The sequence below is a fragment of the Pedobacter psychrophilus genome, from assembly GCF_001652725.1.
GTDB lineage: Bacteria > Bacteroidota > Bacteroidia > Sphingobacteriales > Sphingobacteriaceae > Pseudopedobacter > Pseudopedobacter psychrophilus.
Genome location: NZ_LWHJ01000011.1, coordinates 265,685 through 287,216, shown reverse-complemented (window position 1 = coordinate 287,216; position 21,532 = coordinate 265,685). Strand labels below are relative to the sequence as shown.

General features: G+C 33.2%; 28 protein-coding genes and 1 pseudogene. 1 reads left to right on the top strand and 28 read right to left on the bottom strand.

Annotated features, from left to right (window positions below; translation table 11 throughout):
- Positions 1 to 117 precede the first annotated feature (117 nt).
- The 5 genes from A5893_RS01885 to A5893_RS01865 all read right to left on the bottom strand — a co-directional run bounded on the left by A5893_RS01885 (position 118) and on the right by A5893_RS01865 (position 6,811).
- Positions 118 to 882, bottom strand: a complete 765-nt coding sequence (locus tag A5893_RS01885; RefSeq protein ID WP_068820844.1) for a hypothetical protein — start codon at positions 880 to 882, stop codon at positions 118 to 120.
- Positions 883 to 922: 40 nt separating this feature from the next.
- Positions 923 to 1,909, bottom strand: a complete 987-nt coding sequence (locus A5893_RS01880; protein WP_068820843.1) for a hypothetical protein — start codon at positions 1,907 to 1,909, stop codon at positions 923 to 925.
- A 289-nt stretch (positions 1,910 to 2,198) separates the two neighbouring features.
- The gene (locus tag A5893_RS01875) at positions 2,199 to 2,864 is read right to left on the bottom strand and encodes a response regulator transcription factor (RefSeq protein ID WP_082911270.1); all 666 of its coding nucleotides are present in this window, start codon (positions 2,862 to 2,864) and stop codon (positions 2,199 to 2,201) included.
- A 40-nt stretch (positions 2,865 to 2,904) separates the two neighbouring features.
- A complete protein-coding gene (locus A5893_RS01870; RefSeq protein ID WP_068820842.1) occupies positions 2,905 to 4,668 on the bottom strand; it encodes a tetratricopeptide repeat-containing sensor histidine kinase in 1,764 nt (587 codons plus the stop codon).
- Positions 4,655 to 6,811 (bottom strand): tetratricopeptide repeat-containing sensor histidine kinase, encoded by a 2,157-nt coding sequence (locus A5893_RS01865; RefSeq protein ID WP_068820841.1) that lies wholly within the window; start codon positions 6,809 to 6,811, stop codon positions 4,655 to 4,657. The genes A5893_RS01870 and A5893_RS01865 overlap by 14 nt, the downstream gene beginning before the upstream one ends.
- A gap of 157 nt (positions 6,812 to 6,968) precedes the next feature.
- On the opposite strand from A5893_RS01865, the gene A5893_RS01860 reads away from it, so the two are divergent.
- Entirely contained in the window at positions 6,969 to 9,485 is a 2,517-nt protein-coding gene (locus A5893_RS01860) for a M1 family aminopeptidase (RefSeq protein WP_068820840.1), read from the top strand.
- A gap of 323 nt (positions 9,486 to 9,808) precedes the next feature.
- On the opposite strand, the gene rplQ is transcribed toward A5893_RS01860, so the two are convergent.
- The 23 genes and pseudogenes from rplQ to rpsC all read right to left on the bottom strand — a co-directional run bounded on the left by rplQ (position 9,809) and on the right by rpsC (position 21,529).
- On the bottom strand, positions 9,809 to 10,408 hold the full coding sequence (gene rplQ, locus A5893_RS01855; protein ID WP_068820839.1) for a 50S ribosomal protein L17: 600 nt from the start codon (positions 10,406 to 10,408) through the stop codon (positions 9,809 to 9,811).
- 107 nt (positions 10,409 to 10,515) lie between these two features.
- Complete coding sequence (locus A5893_RS01850) at positions 10,516 to 11,508, bottom strand: DNA-directed RNA polymerase subunit alpha (protein WP_068820838.1); 993 nt, start codon at positions 11,506 to 11,508, stop codon at positions 10,516 to 10,518.
- Between the two features lie 73 nt (positions 11,509 to 11,581).
- A complete protein-coding gene (rpsD, locus tag A5893_RS01845; protein WP_068820837.1) occupies positions 11,582 to 12,190 on the bottom strand; it encodes a 30S ribosomal protein S4 in 609 nt (202 codons plus the stop codon).
- A 65-nt stretch (positions 12,191 to 12,255) separates the two neighbouring features.
- A complete protein-coding gene (gene rpsK, locus A5893_RS01840) occupies positions 12,256 to 12,645 on the bottom strand; it encodes a 30S ribosomal protein S11 (RefSeq protein ID WP_068820836.1) in 390 nt (129 codons plus the stop codon).
- 16 nt (positions 12,646 to 12,661) lie between these two features.
- Positions 12,662 to 13,039 (bottom strand): 30S ribosomal protein S13, encoded by a 378-nt coding sequence (gene rpsM, locus A5893_RS01835; RefSeq protein WP_068820835.1) that lies wholly within the window; start codon positions 13,037 to 13,039, stop codon positions 12,662 to 12,664.
- 24 nt (positions 13,040 to 13,063) lie between these two features.
- On the bottom strand, positions 13,064 to 13,180 hold the full coding sequence (gene ykgO / locus A5893_RS17425) for a type B 50S ribosomal protein L36 (RefSeq protein ID WP_081701372.1): 117 nt from the start codon (positions 13,178 to 13,180) through the stop codon (positions 13,064 to 13,066).
- 1 nt (position 13,181) lies between these two features.
- Positions 13,182 to 13,400, bottom strand: coding sequence for a translation initiation factor IF-1 (gene infA, locus A5893_RS01830; protein WP_017257530.1), 219 nt, complete (start codon positions 13,398 to 13,400; stop codon positions 13,182 to 13,184).
- Positions 13,401 to 13,471: 71 nt separating this feature from the next.
- Complete coding sequence (gene map / locus A5893_RS01825) at positions 13,472 to 14,257, bottom strand: type I methionyl aminopeptidase (RefSeq protein WP_068820834.1); 786 nt, start codon at positions 14,255 to 14,257, stop codon at positions 13,472 to 13,474.
- Between the two features lie 8 nt (positions 14,258 to 14,265).
- Positions 14,266 to 15,600: a preprotein translocase subunit SecY gene (gene secY, locus A5893_RS01820; RefSeq protein WP_068820833.1), complete on the bottom strand. Its 1,335-nt coding sequence runs from the start codon at positions 15,598 to 15,600 to the stop codon at positions 14,266 to 14,268.
- A gap of 3 nt (positions 15,601 to 15,603) precedes the next feature.
- Entirely contained in the window at positions 15,604 to 16,050 is a 447-nt protein-coding gene (gene rplO, locus A5893_RS01815; RefSeq protein WP_068820832.1) for a 50S ribosomal protein L15, read from the bottom strand.
- Positions 16,051 to 16,055: 5 nt separating this feature from the next.
- Positions 16,056 to 16,235: a 50S ribosomal protein L30 gene (gene rpmD, locus A5893_RS01810; RefSeq protein WP_068820831.1), complete on the bottom strand. Its 180-nt coding sequence runs from the start codon at positions 16,233 to 16,235 to the stop codon at positions 16,056 to 16,058.
- A gap of 4 nt (positions 16,236 to 16,239) precedes the next feature.
- Positions 16,240 to 16,758, bottom strand: coding sequence for a 30S ribosomal protein S5 (gene rpsE, locus A5893_RS01805; RefSeq protein ID WP_068820830.1), 519 nt, complete (start codon positions 16,756 to 16,758; stop codon positions 16,240 to 16,242).
- 12 nt (positions 16,759 to 16,770) lie between these two features.
- Entirely contained in the window at positions 16,771 to 17,127 is a 357-nt protein-coding gene (rplR, locus tag A5893_RS01800) for a 50S ribosomal protein L18 (protein ID WP_068820829.1), read from the bottom strand.
- 5 nt (positions 17,128 to 17,132) lie between these two features.
- Positions 17,133 to 17,690, bottom strand: a complete 558-nt coding sequence (gene rplF, locus A5893_RS01795) for a 50S ribosomal protein L6 (RefSeq protein WP_068820828.1) — start codon at positions 17,688 to 17,690, stop codon at positions 17,133 to 17,135.
- Positions 17,691 to 17,705: 15 nt separating this feature from the next.
- Complete coding sequence (gene rpsH / locus A5893_RS01790) at positions 17,706 to 18,104, bottom strand: 30S ribosomal protein S8 (protein WP_068820827.1); 399 nt, start codon at positions 18,102 to 18,104, stop codon at positions 17,706 to 17,708.
- A gap of 132 nt (positions 18,105 to 18,236) precedes the next feature.
- Positions 18,237 to 18,506 (bottom strand): 30S ribosomal protein S14, encoded by a 270-nt coding sequence (gene rpsN / locus A5893_RS01785; RefSeq protein ID WP_068820826.1) that lies wholly within the window; start codon positions 18,504 to 18,506, stop codon positions 18,237 to 18,239.
- Positions 18,499 to 19,068: a 50S ribosomal protein L5 gene (gene rplE / locus A5893_RS01780; protein ID WP_068820825.1), complete on the bottom strand. Its 570-nt coding sequence runs from the start codon at positions 19,066 to 19,068 to the stop codon at positions 18,499 to 18,501. The genes rpsN and rplE overlap by 8 nt, the downstream gene beginning before the upstream one ends.
- Complete coding sequence (gene rplX, locus A5893_RS01775) at positions 19,068 to 19,403, bottom strand: 50S ribosomal protein L24 (RefSeq protein WP_068820824.1); 336 nt, start codon at positions 19,401 to 19,403, stop codon at positions 19,068 to 19,070. Before rplX ends, rplE begins: the two co-directional genes overlap by 1 nt.
- Before the next feature lies 1 nt (position 19,404).
- Complete coding sequence (gene rplN, locus A5893_RS01770; RefSeq protein ID WP_068820823.1) at positions 19,405 to 19,773, bottom strand: 50S ribosomal protein L14; 369 nt, start codon at positions 19,771 to 19,773, stop codon at positions 19,405 to 19,407.
- A gap of 1 nt (position 19,774) precedes the next feature.
- Positions 19,775 to 20,029, bottom strand: coding sequence for a 30S ribosomal protein S17 (gene rpsQ, locus A5893_RS01765; RefSeq protein ID WP_068820822.1), 255 nt, complete (start codon positions 20,027 to 20,029; stop codon positions 19,775 to 19,777).
- A gap of 14 nt (positions 20,030 to 20,043) precedes the next feature.
- A complete protein-coding gene (gene rpmC, locus A5893_RS01760; protein ID WP_068820821.1) occupies positions 20,044 to 20,256 on the bottom strand; it encodes a 50S ribosomal protein L29 in 213 nt (70 codons plus the stop codon).
- 11 nt (positions 20,257 to 20,267) lie between these two features.
- Positions 20,268 to 20,688: pseudogene (rplP, locus tag A5893_RS01755) on the bottom strand (50S ribosomal protein L16).
- 37 nt (positions 20,689 to 20,725) lie between these two features.
- Positions 20,726 to 21,529, bottom strand: a complete 804-nt coding sequence (gene rpsC, locus A5893_RS01750; protein ID WP_068820819.1) for a 30S ribosomal protein S3 — start codon at positions 21,527 to 21,529, stop codon at positions 20,726 to 20,728.
- Positions 21,530 to 21,532: the final 3 nt, after the last annotated feature.

The window sequence follows — 21,532 nt, the reverse complement described above, 5'->3', positions numbered from 1 at the left end:
ATCTTTAATACAACTGATTAGGAACTTCTTTTTAAATTTAATATCATTGATTTTCAAAAAAAATGGGAAAACCTCCGGTAGAGATTTTCCCATATTAATTGTTTATTTAAGTTTTATTTATTTGTAATAATATTTAATCCCCTCTGCAGCCGTTTGTTTAGATGAGGTAGGATAACCAGCATCATTGTAGGTATAAGTGGTGGTTTGTGTGCCAAATGATGATTTTACAGTTAGGCGGTTGTTTTTAGAAATTGGATCGTAATTTCTGCTATAAATATAATCCATAAAAATACCTCCTTCATAGTATGGATTTTTCTTATCATCGTAAGTATATTCCTGACTACTTGCCACATTTCCGTTAAATAAATATTCTTTTTTAGATACGTTATCGCCTGTCCAAGTGTAGTTATAATTGTAAGTATCAGTTGGTCTAGAGCTATCTACAAAACTTAATTTAGAGATTTTTCCTGCTGTATTGTATTCGTAATTTTTTGTTAAGGTATTACTAACGGCACCTGTTTGTTGGTAAAATGTAGTTACAATTTTACTTACTTTATTGTTAGTGTAAGTGATTTCATGTAATTGAGAGTTTACTGGGTAATTTGCTGCTTTAACTAAAAATTTAGCAATTGTAGCGTTAGCGTTCAATTCTACAGTTGTGGTATTTCCTCCACTTTTAAAACTTTCAAAAGCACCTTTGCTATCATAAGTTACTTCTTCAAAGGTTGATTCTACACCCGATGTCGGATTCCAAAAGGTGGTTTTTATTAATAATTGTGCCGAAGTTCCACCACCGGTTGTAGTTGTATCTTCGTCTTTTGCACAGCCTATTGTAAATAATACTGCCGCAAATAGTAACATAGTTTTGAATTGATTTTTCATGATTATTTTGGTTAAGTTGAATAACTATTTTTCATTCTGATTAATTGGTAAACGGATTATAAATTTCGTCGCCCATAAATTTCCAAGTGTTGGTTACTTTTCCGCTAACAGCATCAATTAAATCACAATTTGTGTAATCATTTACCGAGCCTTTTGGTGAAGTAAATTTGCCGTAGCTTACCAAAATGTTTTTTGTCCCATTAACAAATTTTAGCGACAGTGTGAATTCACTTGCATCAGAAGGAATGTTTAGAGTGTATAATACAGTTGAAGTTGGTGCATCTTTTACTACATTTTTTATCCTTATTTCGTACTGACCAGCAGTTGCAGTCTTCTGTGCGAAGGTTAATTTAGAAGCATCGTTAGAAAGGCTTAATTGTTTGATTTTTGTTTGGTCTTTCTCTTCGTTTGTTAAAACATTGAAACTGTTGCGCTCGTCAAATGTACCGTTAACTATTACAGCGAAATAACCTCCGTTGAGTAAAACTCCTTTACCATCTGCGCTTATTAAATCAGGATCGGATGTGCTAGCATAAACTTGTTGGGTAATTTCTGTTTCTCCAGTACCATCTGCTTTTATAGAAAAGGTTTTTGAAGGCGTTTGGTTAGGAAATGGTTTTCCCGGGAGGGTATAAAAAATTTGTCCGTCGCTTGTTGCTTTTAATAAACCAATTTGTGTAAATGCCGGGAAGGTTTTGATTGTTTTTTTATCGCTACCGTCTAAATTACAAGTTTTTAAAAAGAAAGGTTGGTCATACTTTTCGGTATAAATATAAGCTAGCCTATTTGAGGTTGGTACATAAACCGTAGCAATAATATAGTTGTTGCTGGTGCTATTACTCGGCCCTTCGCTGGTTACTAATTTTCTACTTCCACCTTTTAAATCGGTGCTGTAAATGTTAAAAGTATCGGTGTAAAATACAGTCGTACTTTCTTCAGAAGAAACTGAGGGATTTGAATCGTCGCTTTTAGAACATGCTAAAAATGAAAGGCTGGCGATAGCTAAATAAAAAAATGTTTTTTTCATGATGTGTTTTTAAATTAATAGTGTAAAGTTGGGTGAAATACACAGGCTAAACCATACGAAGAACTTCGTATTTTTGAAAGAAATTGTTATTAACTATTGGGAAAAGGCAAGTTAGATTATCAGGAGTGTTAGTTCACTTCTTTATACTCTTTGTAAGACTGTTGCTATTATAAAATTTAGTAAGATTTGACTTTAATTATTAAATTAAATATCAACAACCCATTGTTAGGATAACACTATGAAATTACCCTTATTTAAAATATAGCTAATAACTTAAAGATTATCTCTACTAAATCAACCTGTTTTTAGTAGCAACATCAATTGCATTTACTTTATTATTTACTTGTAATTTGCGGTATATATTTTCTATGTGCTTTCTTACTGTGCCGTAACTTATGTATAGGTTAGTGGCAATCTGCTCATAACTTAAACCATTTTTAAGCTGGGTAAGTAGCTCAATTTCTCTTTTAGTTAAACCATAATCTTGCACATTTGATTGATGCTGAGATGGCGGATTTCTTAATAAATTCAAAACCCTTAATGCCACCCCTGCCGACATTGCTGCACCACCAGAAAGAGTTTCGAATATTGATTGGCGCAAGTTGTCCGAATTCTCTTCTTTTAACAAATATCCGTTTGCACCAGCCATAATCGCTTTAAAAATATTTTCATCATCATCAAAAGTAGTGAGCATTAAAATTTTTAAATGAGGATGATTTTGTTTGACTAATCGAGTAGCATCAATGCCATTCATACTAGGCATTTGTATATCCATTAAAATTAAATCGACAGGTTTTTTATTGATATTTTGAAGCAATTCTTCGCCGTTAAAGGCATTCATTACCACCTTAAACTCCGCATGTGGTGCAAGTTTATCTAAACAAGCTTTTAAAGCAAAGCTGTTGTCTTCGGCAATGGCAATGTTTACAGGCAATTTTATATTTTTATCAAACATGCTGCTTATTTTAATTTTATAAAATACGATGAACTGCGTATTATACCGGAATATTCAATTTCACTTGTGTTCCCTCACCTATTTTAGATTCTATTTGATGTTTGCCGTTAATGTTTTGAACTCTCGAATGGATATTTTTTAAGCCATAACCATTAGCTTTCGTATTCACATCAAAACCCTTCCCATTATCGGTAATCAATAATTCCAAATCTTCATAGTTGTTTCTGAATAAAATGTTTAATGCAGTAGCATCGGCATATTTTATGGCATTATTTACTACTTCTTGTATAATTCTAAATAAATTGGTGGCTATAATTGGCTGTAAAATCACATTTCCTTCAAATTCATCTTCAATTGTTATATGCGGCTTCCCAGTATGGTAAGGTTTAACATAGTCTCTTAATTTTATTACAAATTCATCTAAACTAAACTCTTGCCCATTAATTAACCAAACTGTACTTCGTAATTCTCTGATGGTATTTTGAGTAATAGTTTGGGTTTCTTTTAATTGGATGTTTTCTTTATCGATAGCGGATAATGTACTTATAGAACTATTGATGAAACTTAATTGTGCCCCAATATTATCATGTAATTCTTGAGAGATACGTAATTTTTCTTCTTGAACTTGATTTTTTGTTTCGGCTGTTGCAAGTTTCAGTTTACTTTCTTGATTTAATTTATACCTACTAAATATGAGAACACTGATAATTACAAATACAAAAAAAGCACCTATAATTAATCCTATTGTTGTGTTCCTTTTTACTAAAGTTAATTGCTGAATTTTCCCCTCTTTATTTAATATTTCAATTTGTTTTTGTTTTTTTACCGCTTCAAATTGCTCTTGCAAGAGAGCTACCTCTTTGGTGTTTTCTGTATTAATAAATTTATCTTTTTCGGTTATCATTAACTTCATATAGTCAAATGCCTTTTTAAAATTGCCTATTCTTGTTTCGTTATTGACTAAATTTTCTAAAGTTTCCGGAATTAATTCGCCTGCTTTAATTTCTTGTTCCAATTTTAAAGCAATTAACAAAGCCGCATCACCTTCTTTGTAACGCCCCATTTCGCTAAGCAAATTTCCTAAATTATTCCCTATCGCAGCGGTTAGCCATTTACTATCGGCTTTTGCCGCGTAATCAACAGATTTTTGGTAATAATTTGCAGATTGATTGAAATCTTTTTGAACCTTAGATAAAATTGCTAAGTTGTTATAGGTTAAACAAATCCTATCATTAATTCCATTATTCAGATAATATTTTAATGCTTTTTTATAATTGCTATTGGCTTTAACAAACTGAAATTTTTGCTCGTACACTGCACCTTTATTGTTAGCCAAATCGGCAATCATTCTTTCATCTTTTGCTTTAATGGCATAATCTTCGGCAATTAAATCATATTTTAAAGCATTATCTAGCTTTTTCCAGCTTAAGTAAAGTGCACCAATATTTTTGTTAATGGTTGCATTTAATAGATTATCGTTTTCTGGCACAAATTTCAAACCCTCTAAATACGATGTTAAAGATTTTAGATTCTCGCCCATATCTGCATATAAATTTCCAATCTCATTTAGTGTTTCAGCTTTCACTATTCCACTATCAGTAGCTAATTTTAAAATATTTTGATAAACAGAAATAGCTTCTACACTTTTGCCATCTTTAACTAGCTGAATAGCTACAGCATTTAATTTTTTTAAATCACCATTAACAGATTTCTTTTGCGCAAACACATAGCTATTAAGTAAGAGCAATATTGTAAATCCAATAAAAATATTTAAGCGCATATTTTTAACATTAAATTGTGACATTTAATTTAGTCTTTGTTCCTTCTCCAATTTTTGATGAATTTTGAATTGTTCCTTTAATATTTTGGATTCTCGCATTGATGTTTTTTAAGCCATAACCATTAGCTTTTTCATTAATATCAAAACCCTTCCCATTATCAGTAATCAGTAATTCTAAATCTTGATGATTGCTTTTAAAATCGATAGTTAGCAAACTAGCGTCAGCATGTTTTATGGCATTATTTACCACTTCTTGTATAATCCTAAATAAATTTGTGGCCAAATTTGGTTGTAAAATTATATTCCCGCTAGTTTCATCTGTTATGTTAATATGCGGTTTACCAGTATGGAAAGGCTTTACATAATCTCTAAGCTTAACCACAAACTCATCTAAACTAAACTCTTGCTGATTAATTAACCAAACTGTACTACGTAACTCTCTGATGGTGTTTTGGGTAATAACTTGGGTTTCTTTTAATTGGATATTTTCTTTATCGTTTGCCGAAAGTGTACCTATAGAGCTATTGATAAAACTTAGCTGTGCACCAATATTATCATGTAATTCTTGTGATATACGAAGCTTTTCTTCTTGCATCCTATTTATTTCATTCAGTTGCCGCTTTTTATAAAACTGATAGCCCGATACTCCTAAAACCAACATGGTAAAAAAAGTAGCTGCCAGATATATATTTTTTTTAGTAATTTCTAACTCCTTAATTTCCTTGTCTTTGGCTAACAATAATATTTGCTGACTTTGCTTAGCCGTTTTGAATTTTTGAGATTCTATTACTTTATTTTTTAAATTGATATTGATGCGGCTATTATCTAACTCTAAAGCTCTTTGGTTTAAGGTTAATTCTTGATTTTCTAAACCCAGTTTTTGCAGGCTATTCTCTTTGGCTAGTAACTTAATTTGTTGTTCTTTTTTCTCGGTTTCAAACTTGGTTAGCATTTCTGCAATGTTTTCACTGCTTTCGTTATTATTTAAAGAGTCTTTTAATTTCATGGCATTTTGCATATAAGGAAATGCCTCTTTCGATCTATTTAAACCATCCAAAACCTCGGCTAGGTTGTAGTTGAAAGCCATTTTCTCTTCAATACTACCCTCTTTTATACCGTAATCATAGGCTTTTTGTGCAAATGGTAAAGCTTTTTCGTATTGCTCTTCATTCATGTATAGTAATGCCAAATTTGTTTCTATAATTTTTATAGCGTTTGTTCTATTAAATTTATTGGCTATTACTAAGGCTTCTTCATATTTTTTAATGGCTAATGTATTTTTATTTTGCTTGTTATAAACCACCCCGATGTTAATCAATGGGTTTAAACCTAAAACAGGTCTATTCATTTGTGTGGCTAAATCATAAGCATTTTTATAACTTTCTAAAGCTAAATCGTACTGCTTCTGATTTTTATAAATGATGCCTAAATTATTATACACGTTAGACATCCCTAAAGAATCTTTAATTCCTTTTCTTATATCTAAAGCTTTTTTGTAATAAAATATAGATTTATCAAACTGTTTAGCGGTTTCTAAAACTAATGCGGTTTGATAGTTACCTGAACCAATTTTAGCAATATCACCAGAAGATTCGTATAATTTTAAAGCTTGTAAACTTAATGAGATAGCTTTTGGGTAATTACCCATTGCTTCTAATAATCTAGAGTAATTAATAAGTGCATTACCATACCTTATTTTATCGTTCTTTACGTAAGGAATTGATTTGTTAATTGCTGACTCTGCTTCTTTATATCGCTTTAAATCGGTTAAAACACCCACTAAATTAGAATAAGCAATTCCTGTATCCTCATTTGATTTATTGTACTCATAGACTTTAATTGCTTTGTAATAATAATTAACCGCTTTATCATCTTCATAGGTATCATAATATGCCAGCCTTGCCAATTGCTGATAATAGATACCTCTTTCTAACTGATTTGGTTTAAATGCATTGCTATCGATTTTTACTAAGATTGCTTTAGCTGCTGGGTAGTTTTTATTAGTTATTTCTAATGTTAGTTTATTTAAATAGCTAACATTAGTTTTATTTACTTGTGCATGTAAATCTAAATATGATAACGCAACTAATAAAAGACAACTAAATATAAAAATCGCTAAAAACTTAAAACGCATATAAGGTAATATAGGCTGTATTTTTTTCGCCATAAAGGTTTGATTATGTGCGATAAATATATCTTTAATTTCGTATTATTTCTTAATTAGAAAAAGATAAAGATTATAATGGATATTAAAACTTATCTCACAAATGATAGTTTGTTATATTTGTTACTCAAAAAAAAGTAAAGTTTAAATATTTATCCAAATGAAAATAACCCAAATTAGTAAAGCTTTTTCTATTATATTTTTATCATTAGCCACTTTAATAGGCAACGCTCAAAATAAATCTATAGACAGTACCCAAAACGAAGAAAAAATTTACAGGGCAACTCCAGATAAAATCAACGATTTAGTGCATACTAAACTTGATGTAAAATTTGACTACAAAAAATGCTATTTGTACGGCAAGGCATGGATAACCTTAAAGCCTCATTTTTATCCAACAAATTCTCTTACGCTTGATGCAAAAGGTATGGATATAAAAAATGTTTCCATCAATAACGGAAGCATTAACAGCCCTTTAAAATTTACATACGATAGTCTTCAACTAAAAATAAACTTAGGTAAAACATATAAATCTTCAGAAAATTATACCATTTACATTGCTTACACTGCTAAACCAAACGAGTATAAAGCAAAGGGAAGCCAGGCAATCACAGATGCAAAAGGTCTTTACTTCATAAATCCAGATAGTAGCGTAAAAGGTAAACCCGTTCAAATTTGGACCCAAGGAGAAACTGAAGGATCTTCCGTTTGGTTCCCCACTATAGATCATCCAAATCAAAAAACCACTGAAGAAATCATCATGACAGTTCCTTCAAAGTATGTTACTTTATCTAATGGGGCATTAATATCACAAAAGAAAAATAATGATGGTACACGTACTGATACCTGGAAAATGGATAAACCACATTCTCCATATCTTTTTATGATGGCTGTCGGCGACTTTAAAATCTATCATGATAAGTACAAAAATATTCCTGTCGACTATTATTTAGAACCCGCTTACGCTTCATATGCTAAAGATATATTCGGAAAAACGCCAGCAATGATTGATTTTTATTCTAAAAAATTAGGAATAGAATATCCTTGGAATAAATATGCACAAATAGTGGTAAGAGATTATGTAAGTGGCGCAATGGAAAACACCACAGCTACTTTACATGGCGAATATGTTCAACAAACTAAACGTGAGCTTTTGGATGGAAGCAATGGAGAAGAAACAATAGCACATGAGCTTTTTCACCAATGGTTTGGTGATTATGTAACTACAGAAAGCTGGAGCAATTTATCTGTAAATGAATCATTTGCCGATTTTAGTGAGACGTTATGGGCAGAACATTCAGAGGGAAAAGATGCTGGAGATGCGCATAATTATGAGTCGATGCAAGCTTATTTAGGTACCCCAGATGCAAAATTAAAAAATTTGATCCGCTTTAATTATAAGGATAAAGAAGATATGTTTGATGTAGTCACTTACCAAAAAGGTGGGCGTATTTTGAATATGTTAAGGAATTATTTAGGTGAAGATGCTTTTTTTAAAGGCCTAAATTTGTATTTAAAAACAAATGCTTATAGTAATGGAGAAGCTCAACAGCTACGTTTGGCATTAGAACAAGTAAGTGGAAAAGATTTGAATTGGTTCTTTAACCAGTGGTATTATGGTGCTGGTAATCCTGATTTAAACATTACTTATAAATGGGATGATAAAAATAAAACCCAAACTGTTTATCTAACTCAAAAACAAAAACTAGATGCTTTTATTTTACCCATGAAAATTGATGTTTATGCATCAGGTAAAAAAATAACGCTAGAACATTGGATGCTCTCTAAAACTGATTCTGTTTGTTTCCCATTAGAAGTAAAACCTGATTTGGTAAACGTTGATGCTGATAAAATACTCTTAATGAGTAAAAAAGACACTAAAACCGTTCAAGAATTTGCCTTTCAATATAAAAATGCTCCTTTATATGTAGATAGATTAGAGGCGGTTGAAGCTGCTATCAAAAAAATAAATACAAAAGAGGCACAGGAAATATTAATTGCGGCTTTAAAAGACCCATTTTATGGTTTGCGTATTGAGGCAATCAATAACTTGAAATTAGATAATGAAGAATTAAAGAAACAAATATTGCCAAGCATTATTAATATAGCTAAGAACGATGCCAATACATTAGTTAGGGCTGCAGCAATTGAATCAATAGGTAATTTACAAGACAAAACTTATTTGCCTGTATTTATAGAATCAATAAAAAATCCATCTTATGCAATTGAAGGGGCAGCCTTAAATTCAATCGCGGCAATTGATATGTCGCAGGCAAAAGCTCTTGCTAAAAATTTAGAAAAAGATAGCAAAGGTCCATTATCTTCTGCCATTGTAAATGTTTATAGTGTTGAGGGTAGCGATGCTGAATTTCCTTACGTGTACCAATCTTTTACCGAAGCAGGGATACAATCTAAATTTCAATTAATTCCTGGTTTTGCTAGTTTATTAATGAATGTTAATAATATAGACAATCTAAAAAAGGGTCTTGTCGAATTGAAATCTATGAGTAAACAGTATAAAAATTATGGGGCAGATAAATATATAAATGTGATGCTTAATAATGTGCTAAAAAGCAAGCAAAACGATTTAGATAAAGCTGCCGCAAATGATAAAGCAAATCTTCAAACTCAAATACAAGAAATCGAGAAAACTATTAATGATATAAATATGCTATAAAATATAATTCATTATTCTTAACCTAAAAATACAATTGGTTAAGAATATTAAATTGATTAGGAAAAGGAACTTTTATACTATTTAATTTCCGACAGTCTGGCTTTTTGTTCATACTGCACAGGCATTAGCCACAGGCCGGTATCCTCTTCAATCCAGTTTATTTAACACAGGTATTATTCATTTAATATTGTTTAAAGTTTTTATAAACTATTTATTCTATGGCATAAATTAGCCTATATCACATCCAATAAAGTGAACGTTGTTCCAATAAAAAAAGCCTCTAACAAATAAATGTTAGAGGCTTTTTTGTAATAAGTCAAATATTATTCAGCAGATTTTTCTTCTTCTGAATCAGCACCTTCTTCAGTTGCTGGAGTTTCTTCAACTTTAGCTTCTGGAGTTTCAATAACTTCTTCCTTTGTTTCAGGAGTAGCTTCAGCTACTACCTTTTCATTTTTATCTTCTGCTTTTGTTGGTTCAGTTTCATCAGCTTTTTTAGCTTTAGAACTAGCACCTCTTCTACGAGTAGTTTTCTTTTCTACTTTAGCGTCTTTATTGTAAATCTCATTAAAATCTACCAATTCAATTAATGCCATTTCAGCATTATCTCCTAAACGATTTGGTAACTTAACAATACGAGTGTAACCACCTGGGCGATCAGCAACTTTCTCTGCAACCTCACGGAACAAAGTTGTTACTACCTCTTTATTTTGTAAATAAGCAAAAACAGTACGACGAGAATGAGTAGTATCTTTTTTTGATTTTGTAATGATTGGTTCAACATAAACACGTAGTGCTTTAGCTTTTGCTAAAGTTGTAGTGATACGTTTGTGTTCAATAAGCGAAGAGGCCATATTTGCCAACATTGCTTTTCTGTGGGCGGTTTTACGACCTAAGTGATTAAATTTCTTTCCGTGTCTCATTATTTTATTGTTTGCGCATACCGTCAGCTCCAGCCAAAATGGCGAACCGGGAATTATGCGGCATTCTTCACTATTTTATTAGATTCCTTTAAAGGAATTTAAATATTTTATTCTTCGTCTAACTTAAATTTAGAAAGATTCATTCCAAAAGATAAACCTTTAGATTTAACCAATTCTTGAATTTCAGTTAAAGATTTTTTACCAAAATTTCTGAATTTTAACATGTCAGCAACATCGTAAGAAACTAGTTCAGCTAAAGATCTGATATCAGCTGCTTTTAAGCAATTTAATGCTCTAACAGAAAGATCTAAATCTACTAACTCAGTTTTTAAGATTTTACGCATATGTAAAACTTCCTCATCAACTTCCTTAGTCTCTTCTTTTGCCTGAGATTCTAACACTAAATTCTCATCAGAGAATAACATAAAATGTTGAATTAAAATCTTTGCAGCTTCTTTTAATGCTTCTTCTGGATGTATAGAACCATCAGTAGTGATATCTAAAACTAATTTTTCATAATCAGTTTTTTGTTCTACCCTAAAGTTTTCTATGGTGTACTTTACATTTTTTATCGGAGTATAAATAGAATCGATGGCAATTACACCAACTGGTGCATCCATGTTCTTATTTTCTTCTGCTGGTACGTAACCTCTTCCTTTGTTTATAGTTAATTCTATTTCTAAAGTAACAGAACTTTCCATATTACAAACAACAAAATCAGGATTTAAAACCTCAAAGTTGTTAGAGAATTTGGTAATATCTCCAGCTTTAAAAGACTCTTGATTGCTGATGATTACAAATATTTTTTCGTTATCGCCCGAATCGCCAGTTTTCTTAAAACGAACTTGTTTAAGATTTAAGATGATATCAACAACATCTTCTGCCACACCTTTAATGGTAGAAAACTCGTGAGATACACCTGAAAAACGAACTGAAGTAATTGCAAAACCTTCTAATGAAGAAAGTAAAATTCTTCTAAGAGAGTTTCCTATTGTAACGCCAAAACCTGGTTCTAATGGACGAAATTCAAACGTACCATCAAAATCCGTAGATTTTTGCATAATAACTTTATCGGGTCTCTGAAATGCTAAGATTGTCATTTATTTGCCTTTTGTTAATGTTAATTTTGGATAAATAAGAATTGCCGACTAAATCGGCAATTCAATAATATCATTATTTAGAATACAATTCGACGATTAGGTTTTCCTTAATGTTTTCAGGAATACTTTCACGTTCTGGATATTGTAAAAACTTACCAGATAGAGATTTTGCATCCCATTCTAACCAGTTATATTTATTAATCATACGGGCTGCAACAGAGTCAGAAATAGTTTCTAAAGCTTTAGATTTCTCTCTTACTTCTATTACATCTCCAGCTCTTAAAGTATAAGATGGAATGTTAACCAATTCACCATTTACTAAAATGTGTCTGTGAGAAACCAATTGACGAGCACCAGATCTTGTTGGAGCAATACCTAAACGGTAAACTGCATTATCCAATCTAGCTTCTAATAATTGCAATAAGTTAGTACCTGTGATACCTTCTTTAGCTGAAGCTTTCTTAAATAAATTAGAGAATTGCTTCTCTAAAACACCATAAGTGTATTTTACTTTTTGCTTCTCCATTAACTGTACTGAGTACTCAGACTGCTTTCCTCTTCTTTTTGAAGCACCATGCTGTCCGGGAGGATAGTTTTTTCTATCTAATGCCTTATCAGGACCAAAAATTGGTTCTCTGAATTTACGGGCGATTTTGGATTTTGGTCCTGTATATCTTGCCATTGTTTTTGTTTTTTAAAGTATCATCCCAACTTAATTGGGAGAATCTTATCTTTAAAATCGATTAATTAAACTCTTCTTCTTTTAGGAGGACGACAACCGTTGTGCGGAAGTGGAGTAATGTCCTTAATTAAAGTAACTTCTAAACCTGAGTTTTGCAAAGTACGGATTGCTGACTCACGACCAGAACCTGGACCTTTAACAAAAACCTCAACTTTACGTAAACCCAAATCATGAGCTGCTTTTCCGCAATCAATAGCTGCTTGTGAAGCTGCATATGGAGTGTTCTTTTTAGAACCTTTAAATCCTTGCTTACCAGCCGAAGACCACGAAATCGTTTGTCCTTGGTTATTGGTAAGGGTAATAATAATGTTATTAAATGTAGCGTTGATGTGTGCTTGCCCAATAGGCTCCACAATAACCAAACGCTTTTTAGTAACTTTTTTTGACTTAGCCATCTTTTAAATCAATTAGTTATTTAGTAGCTTTTTTCTTATTAGCAACAGTTTTTCTCTTTCCTTTACGGGTACGAGAATTGTTTTTGGTTCTTTGTCCACGTAGTGGTAAACCTTTCCTGTGACGTAGTCCTCGGTAACATCCAATATCCATTAAACGTTTGATGTTTAATTGAACTTCAGAGCGAAGTTGTCCTTCTACTTTGATAGATTCATTGATGATGTTACGGATTGCTGTTAATTCTTCATCGGTCCAATCTTGAACTTTTTTATCAACGTTGATTTCCGCTTGCTTCAAAATATTTTGAGCTGTGCTTCTTCCAATACCGAAGATATAAGTAAGGCCGATCTCTCCTCTTTTGTTTTTTGGTAAATCAATACCTGCTATCCTTGCCATTTAATATTTATTGATTTTTTAAAATTAACCTTGACGCTGCTTAAACTTTGGATTCTTTTTGTTGATCACGTACAATTTTCCTTTTCTACGGATCACCTTGCAATCAGCGCTGCGTTTTTTAATGGATGCTCTAACTTTCATTTTATTTATACCTATAAGTTATTCTACCTTTTGTAAGATCATAAGGAGACATTTCTAATTTAACCCTATCTCCTGGCAAAATTTTGATGTAGTGCATCCTCATTTTACCTGAAATGTGGGCGATAATCTCATGACCATTCTCTAATTCAACACGGAACATTGCATTGGATAATGCTTCTTTAATGATACCGTCTTGCTCAATAGAGGATTGTTTTGCCATATTTCTTTGATTTTTACTTGATTAGCACCGCCTAAAGCGGGACGCAAAATTAAGCAAATATTTTTAAAATCCTATTTTTTATTTAAAACTTGTTCTATCTCTTCAAATGAGGAAAGTATATCTGCTTTTCCTTTCTTTATTGCCACTGTATGTTCAAAATGTGCAGATGATTTTTTATCAACAGTAGAAACTGTCCAACCATCATCCCAAAATTTAACTCCAGCCCTTCCGGCATTTATCATCGGCTCTATAGCGATAACCATTCCTTCCTCTAACCTAGTTCCATTACCTCTTTTTCCGTAATTTGGTACTTCAGGTTTTTCATGTAATTTAACACCAACTCCATGCCCAACTAATTCTTTTACAACTCCAAATCCATGATTTTCTGCATGGTTTTGTATAGCGAAGCCAATATCTCCCAATCTATTTCCAACAATCGCTTGTTCTACACCTAATTGAAGACATTCTTTAGTGACTTTCAATAAAAGTTTATCCACGTCACTTATTTCTCCAATTCCATAAGTATATGCAGAATCTCCATAATAACCATTTTTAACAACTCCACAATCTACAGATAAGACATCGCCATCTTTTAATTGATAATTGCTGGGAAAACCGTGAACAACTTGATCATTCAAGCTGATACACAATGAAGCTGGAAATCCATTGTAGTTTAGGAAAGCCGGAACCCCTCCATTATCTCTAATAAATTCTTCTGCTATCTTATCCAGTAATTTAGTTGTAACACCAGGTTCAATTAATTTAGCAACTTCTGCATGGGTTTTACCCACTAATAAAGAACTATGCCTAATTAATTCAATTTGTTCAAGTGTTTTATAGATAATTTTATTGGACATTCTAATAATTAAATTACGGTTCCAGTACCTGCAACAGCAGCTGGTGTACGTCCTTTAATTCTACCTGTCTTCATTAAACCATCATAATGACGCATTAGTAAATGACCCTCCACTTGCTGTAAAGTATCCAATACAACAGCTACCAAAATCAATAGAGAAGTACCGCCAAAGAAATGAGCAAATTGTGAGTTTACACCTGCTATAATAGCGAAAGATGGTAAAATTGCAATGATAGCTAAAAACACAGAACCCGGTAATGTTATCCTAGAAATAATACCATCGATATAATTTGCAGTAGTAATACCTGGTTTAACACCAGGTACAAATCCATTATTCTTTTTCATATCATCAGACATTTGATTAGGATTAATCGTTATGGCCGTATAGAAAAATGTAAATAAGATAATTAATATAGCAAATGTTAAGTTATAAGTAAGTGATGTGTAATCACTAAAAGAAGCTAGCCATGAAGATTGTGCGTTCGGAAAAAACTGTCCAATTGTTGAAGGTACGAACATAATTGCCTGAGCAAAAATGATAGGCATAACACCCGCAGCATTCAATTTTAATGGTATATATTGTCTTACTCCACCGTATTGTTTATTTCCCACAATCTTTTTAGCATACTGTACCGGAACTTTCCTTGTGCCTTGTATCACTAAAACTGTAAAAATCACAACCCCAAATAAAGCTACAAACTCTATAAAGAAAGCGATAAGACCACCTTGTCCATTTTGTCTGCTGATAAATTCGGCTCCAATACCATAAGGTAATTGAGCAATAATACCAACCATAATTAATATAGAAATACCGTTTCCAATACCTTTATCAGTTATTTTTTCACCCATCCACATGACAAACATGGTACCTGCTGTTAAAATAAAAACAGAAGAAATTGTAAATAGTGGGTCGCCAAATAATCTAGCTTCTGGAGCAATTTGAGATTTTACATACCCTATCGCCTGTAAAGCTGTGATACCAATTGTAAGATAACGGGTAATCTGATCGATTTTTTTCCTTCCACTATCACCTTCCTTTTGCATTTTTTGGAAATAAGGAACTGCTATACCTAATAACTGAACAACGATGGATGCAGATATATAAGGCATAACCCCTAAAGCAAAAATAGATGCTCTTGAAAATGAACCTCCAGCAAACATGTTTAATAATCCTAACAAGCCTTCTTTAGCAGATTGACTTGATAAGGAGTTATGATCTACACCTGGTAAAACAATAAACGATCCTATTCTATACACTAAAAGAATTAAGAGTGTGTATAAAATACGCACCCTTAATTCTTCTATTTTCCAAATGTTGGATAAAGTTGTGAAAAGCTTCTTCATTAATTATATTTTTTCAACAGAACCACCTAATGCTTCAATAGCTTTTTGTGCAGCTGCGGTAAATGCGTGTGCTTTAACGTCTACTTTGACTTTTACCTCTCCTCTACCCATGATTTTAATTAAATCATTTTTAGAGATAAGACCATGTTCTTTCAATGTATCAAAAGATATAGCTTTCAAATCAAACTTTTCTATCAAACCTTGTATCACATCTAAGTTGATACCTACATATTCTATTCTGTTAGGATTTTTAAATCCAACTTTAGGAACACGACGTTGTAAAGGCATTTGACCACCTTCAAAACCAACTTTTGATTTGTAACCAGAACGAGAACCCGCCCCTTTATGACCACGAGTGGAAGTTCCACCACGTCCTGAACCGGTACCACGACCAATTCTTTTTCTATTTTTTGTTGAACCTTCTGCAGGTTTTAAATTACTTAAATCCATGGTAATTAAACTTTTTCTATGGCTACCAAATGAGTTACTTTCTTAACCATTCCGATAATAGCCGGATTAGCTTCTACTTCTACACTAGCATTGATTTTTCTCAAACCTAAAGCTTGCATAGTTCTTTTTTGGCGTTCACTTCTATCAATAACGCTCTTAATTTGGGTAATTTTTATTTTTGCCATGATCTTAACCGTTAAAAACTTTATTTAATGAAACACCTCTATGTTGTGCTACAGTTCTAGCATCTCTTAATTGAGACAATGCAGAGATAGTAGCTTTTACCACGTTGTGAGGGTTTGATGATCCTTTTGATTTTGCAAGTACGTTATGTATACCAGCAGACTCTAAAACAGCTCTCATCGCACCACCAGCAATAACTCCAGTACCATTTGCAGCAGGTTTTAAGAATACAAAACCACCTGAAAATTTACCAATTTGCTCATGAGGAATAGTATTGTTAATAATTGGAACTTTAACTAAGTTCTTTTTCGCATCATCAATACCTTTAGAAATTGCCTCAGTTACTTCTTTAGCTTTTCCTAATCCAAATCCTACTACACCATTTTCATCTCCTACAACTACAATAGCTGAAAAACTGAAGGTACGACCACCTTTGGTTACTTTTGCTACACGTTGTATGCTTACCAAACGATCTTTTAATTCAATTTCGTTTGCTTTTACTCTTTTTATATTTATAGTTGACATTTTCTATTTTAATTAAAAGATTAAACCACCTTCACGAGCACCTTCTGCTAAAGACTTAACACGACCGTGGTATAAATAACCATTTCTATCAAAAACAACTTCCGTAATTCCAGCAGCGATAGCTTTTTCAGCAACTTTTTTACCAACCTCTTTAGATTGATCAATTTTTGTTCCTGTAGTGCTAAAATCTTTTTCTGAAGAAGAAGCTGCAACTAAAGTTTTGCCATCTATATCATTGATGATTTGAGCATAAATTCCTTTGTTACTTCTGAAAACAGATAAACGTGGACGCTCGTTAGAACCAGTAATTCTTTTTCTGATTCCTTTTTTTATTCTTTCCCTACGGGATAATTTAATTTTTCCTGCCATGATCGTTATTTTTTAGATGCTGACTTACCTGCTTTTCTTCTCAACTGCTCTCCAACAAACTTGATACCTTTACCTTTGTAAGGTTCTGGTGCTCTTAAAGAGCGAATCTTTGCTGCCACTTGTCCCAATAATTGCTTATCAATAGATTCTAAGATAATAGTTGGATTCTTTCCTTTTTCTGCTGTAGTTGCCACCTTAATTTCTGGAGGAAGCGAGAAAACGATATGGTGAGAGTAACCTAAAACTAAATCTAAGGTATTACCTTGATTTGTAGCTCTATAACCAACACCAACAAGTTCTTGTTCTAATTTATAACCTTCTGTAACGCCAACAACCATGTTATTGATTAATGAACGATACAAACCATGTAAGGCTTTGTGTCTTTTTTGCTCGGTAGGACGAGAAACAATGATGTTTCCGTCTTCTTGTGCTATTGAAATATCAGAATCTACTTTCTGACTTAATTCTCCTTTTGGGCCTTTAACGGTTACCTCATTATTAGCCGAAACTGTTAATGTAACACCGTTAGGAATTAATATGGGCGCTTTACCTATTCTTGACATTGCTCTCTCCTCCTATTAATAAACGTAACATAAAACTTCACCACCAACATTCAGTTGTTTAGCTTCTTTGTCGGTCATTACACCTTTAGAAGTTGACATGATGGCGATGCCTAAACCATTTAATACCCTTGGCATATTGCCCATACCTGCATATTTTCTCAAACCAGGTTTACTAGCCCTATCAATATTGCGTATTGCAGGGATTTTAGTTATTGGGTGATATTTTAAAGCCACTTTAATTGTGCCTTGAACATCATTATCCTCAAACTTGTAGTTTGTGATGTAACCTTTTTCAAAAAGTACTTTTGTAATTTCCTTTTTGAGGTTTGATGCAGGAATTTCAACAACCCTGTGGTTGGCCTTAATGGCATTCCTTACTCTTGTAAGATAATCTGCGATTGGATCTGTATACATTCTATTGTTTTATGATGGTGGTTTCCTTTCCGATATTTTCAGAACGACCTTCCATCTGTTAAATTCTTATTATGGTCTAAGTAATTAATACAAGTATTAATCTTAATACTTGATACTAAAACTTATTTGATGTTACCAACTAGCTTTAGTAATTCCTGGGATTTTACCTGACAAAGCCATTTCACGGAAAGTTACCCTTGAAATACCAAATTGACGCATGTAACCTCTTGGACGACCGGTTAATTTACATCTGTTATGTAAACGAACAGGAGAAGAATTTTTAGGTAATTTATCTAAACCTTCAAAATCTCCAGCAGCTTTTAATGCTTGTCTCTTTTCGGCGTACTTTGCCACCATTCTCTCACGCTTTAATTCGCGAGCTTTTATTCCTTCTTTAGCCATTGTGAACTATGTTATGATTTTTAAATGGTAAACCAAATGCCTTTAATAACTCTAATGCTTCAACATCAGTATTAGCAGAAGTTACAAAAGTAATATCCATACCTTGTATTTTATTGATTTTATCGATGTTAATTTCTGGGAAGATGATTTGCTCAGAAACACCTAAAGTGTAATTTCCTTTACCATCAAAACCTTTATCATTAATACCTTTAAAATCACGGATACGTGGTAAAGCTACAGATATCAAACGGTCTAAAAATTCAAACATTTGATTATCACGTAAAGTTACACGAACACCAACAGGCATTCCTTTACGTAATTTAAAGTTTGATATATCTTTTTTAGACTTAGCAGAAACTGCTTGTTGACCTGTAATAGTAGTCAATTCAGTAATTGCCGATTCTACAATTTTTTTATCAGTTACACCTGCGCCAACACCTTGGTTGATCGCAATTTTTTGCAACTTAGGTACTTGCATAATGCTTTTGTATTGGAATTTCTCCTTTAAAGCACTAACAACTTCCTCTTTATATTTATTTTTTAATCTTGGTGCGTAAGCCATTACTTAATTTCCTCCCCAGATTTTTTAGCTATTCTAATTACTTTCCCGTCTTCATTTCTTTTTCTTCCGATTCTGGTTGGTGCTCCTGTTTTTGGATCAACCATCATTACATTAGAAATATGAATTGGAGCCTCCATTTTATTGATACCACCATTAGGATTAGCAGCATTTGGTTTAGTGTGTTTAGATACCATATTGGCTCCTTCTACAATCACTCTGCTAGTTTTGGTTATTACCTCCACTACTTTACCTTGCTGTCCTTTTGAATCTCCGGCAATTACTTTAACTAAATCTCCTTTACGGATATTTAATTTGATTTTTTTATTCTTTTCCATATTACAATACCTCCGGTGCTAATGATACAATTTTCATGAATTGTTTCTCACGCAGCTCTCTTGCAACAGGTCCGAATATACGGGTTCCTCTTGGCTCGTCTTGTGCGTTTAACAACACCGCTGCATTATCATCAAAGCGGATATAAGAACCGTCTTTTCTTCTGATTTCTTTTTTAGTTCTTACCACTACGGCCTTAGATACAGTACCTTTTTTGATGTTTCCAGATGGCATTGCGCTTTTTACAGTTACAACCACTTTGTCTCCAATAGATGCATATCTTTTACCGGTACCGCCTAACACTCTAATTACTAAAACTTGTTTAGCACCAGAATTGTCGGCAACATTCAATCTTGATTCCTGTTGTACCATTTTACTTAGCCCTTTCTAAAATTTCAACTAATCTCCAGTTTTTGTTCTTACTCAGCGGACGTGTCTCCATGATCAGAACAGTATCACCGATACCGCAATCATTTTTCTCGTCATGAGCCATAAATTTGGTAGTTGTTTTCACAAACTTACCATAAATTGGGTGTTTTACCTTTCTCTCAATCGCTACAACAATAGATTTGTCCATCTTATTGCTAGTCACTAACCCAGTTCTTGTTTTTCTTAATTTTCTTTCCATTTCAACTGTAAAAATTATGAATTACTTTCAGAGGCTGCCTTAGCTGTACGCTGAGTTAATTCAGTATTTAAGCGGGATACTACTTTCCTCGCCTTGTTAATTCTTGTAGGGTTTTCTATAGCAGAAACTGCGTGGGCAAACTTCAATTTTGTTAAAGTTGCTTTCTCCTCTTGAATTCTGGTAACGATTTCCTCGTTAGACAGTTCTTTTATTTCTGAGTATTTCATCGTTGTTATTATTATGCTTCTACGTAATCTCTACGCACTACAAATTTTGTTTGAACAGGTAATTTTTGGGCAGCTAAACGCATAGCTTCTTTTGCTACCTCATAAGGCACACCTTCTGCTTCAAAGATGATTCTTCCTGGTCTAACAACGGCAACCCAATATTCTGGAGCTCCCTTACCTTTACCCATACGTACTTCAGCTGGTTTTTTGGTAACTGGTTTATCAGGAAATATACGGATCCATACTTGACCCTCACTTCATGAAACGAGTTACGGCAATACGAGCAGCTTCTATCTGGCGGCTGGTGATCCAGCTTTCTTCTAATGATTTTATTCCGAATGAACCGAAAGACAATTCTGCACCACGAGAGGCTAAACCTTTCATCCTGCCCTTTTGCATCTTTCTGAACTTCGTTCTTTTTGGCTGTAACATTACTTAATCTTTAATTCGTTTAAACGATTTTTCTAAATTATCTTTTTCCTCTAGGGGCACCCGCACCTGCTCCACCTCTGTTGTTTCCACCATTACGGTTTCCTGGTTTTCTATCTCCACCACGATCATTACGATCGCCACGAGGAGCGAAATTTCCACCGCCTGGTTTATCACCTTTACCAGTGTTTGCACCTATATTAGGAGAAAGATCTCTCTTACCGTAAACTTCGCCTTTACAAATCCAAACCTTAATCCCTATTTTACCATAAGTAGTTAAAGCCTCGCCTAAAGCATAGTCTATATCAGCTCTTAAAGTATGTAATGGAGTTCTTCCATCTTTGTATTGCTCACTACGAGCCATCTCTGCTCCACCTAATCTTCCAGAACACATGATCTTGATACCTTCTGCACCCATTCTCATGGTTGCAGCGATAGAAGTTTTCATTGCTCTTCTGAAAGAAATCCTTGCTTCTAATTGTTTAGCAACACCATCTGCAACTAATTGTGCATCAAGCTCAGGACGTTTAATCTCAAAAATATTGATTTGAACATCTTTCTTAGTCAATTTCTTTAACTCTTCTTTGATCTTATCAACTTCTGAGCCTCCCTTTCCTATCACAATACCCGGACGGGCAGTATGAATAGTTACAGTTATGCGTTTTAAAGTTCTTTCTATAACAACTTTAGAAACCCCACCTTTTGCTATACGAGCAGATAGGTATTTACGAATTTTTTCATCCTCAACTAATTTATCAGCGTATTTGTTACCGCCATACCAGTTAGAATCCCATCCTCTGATGATCCCTAACCTTAGTCCTATTGGATTAGCTTTTTGTCCCATTTC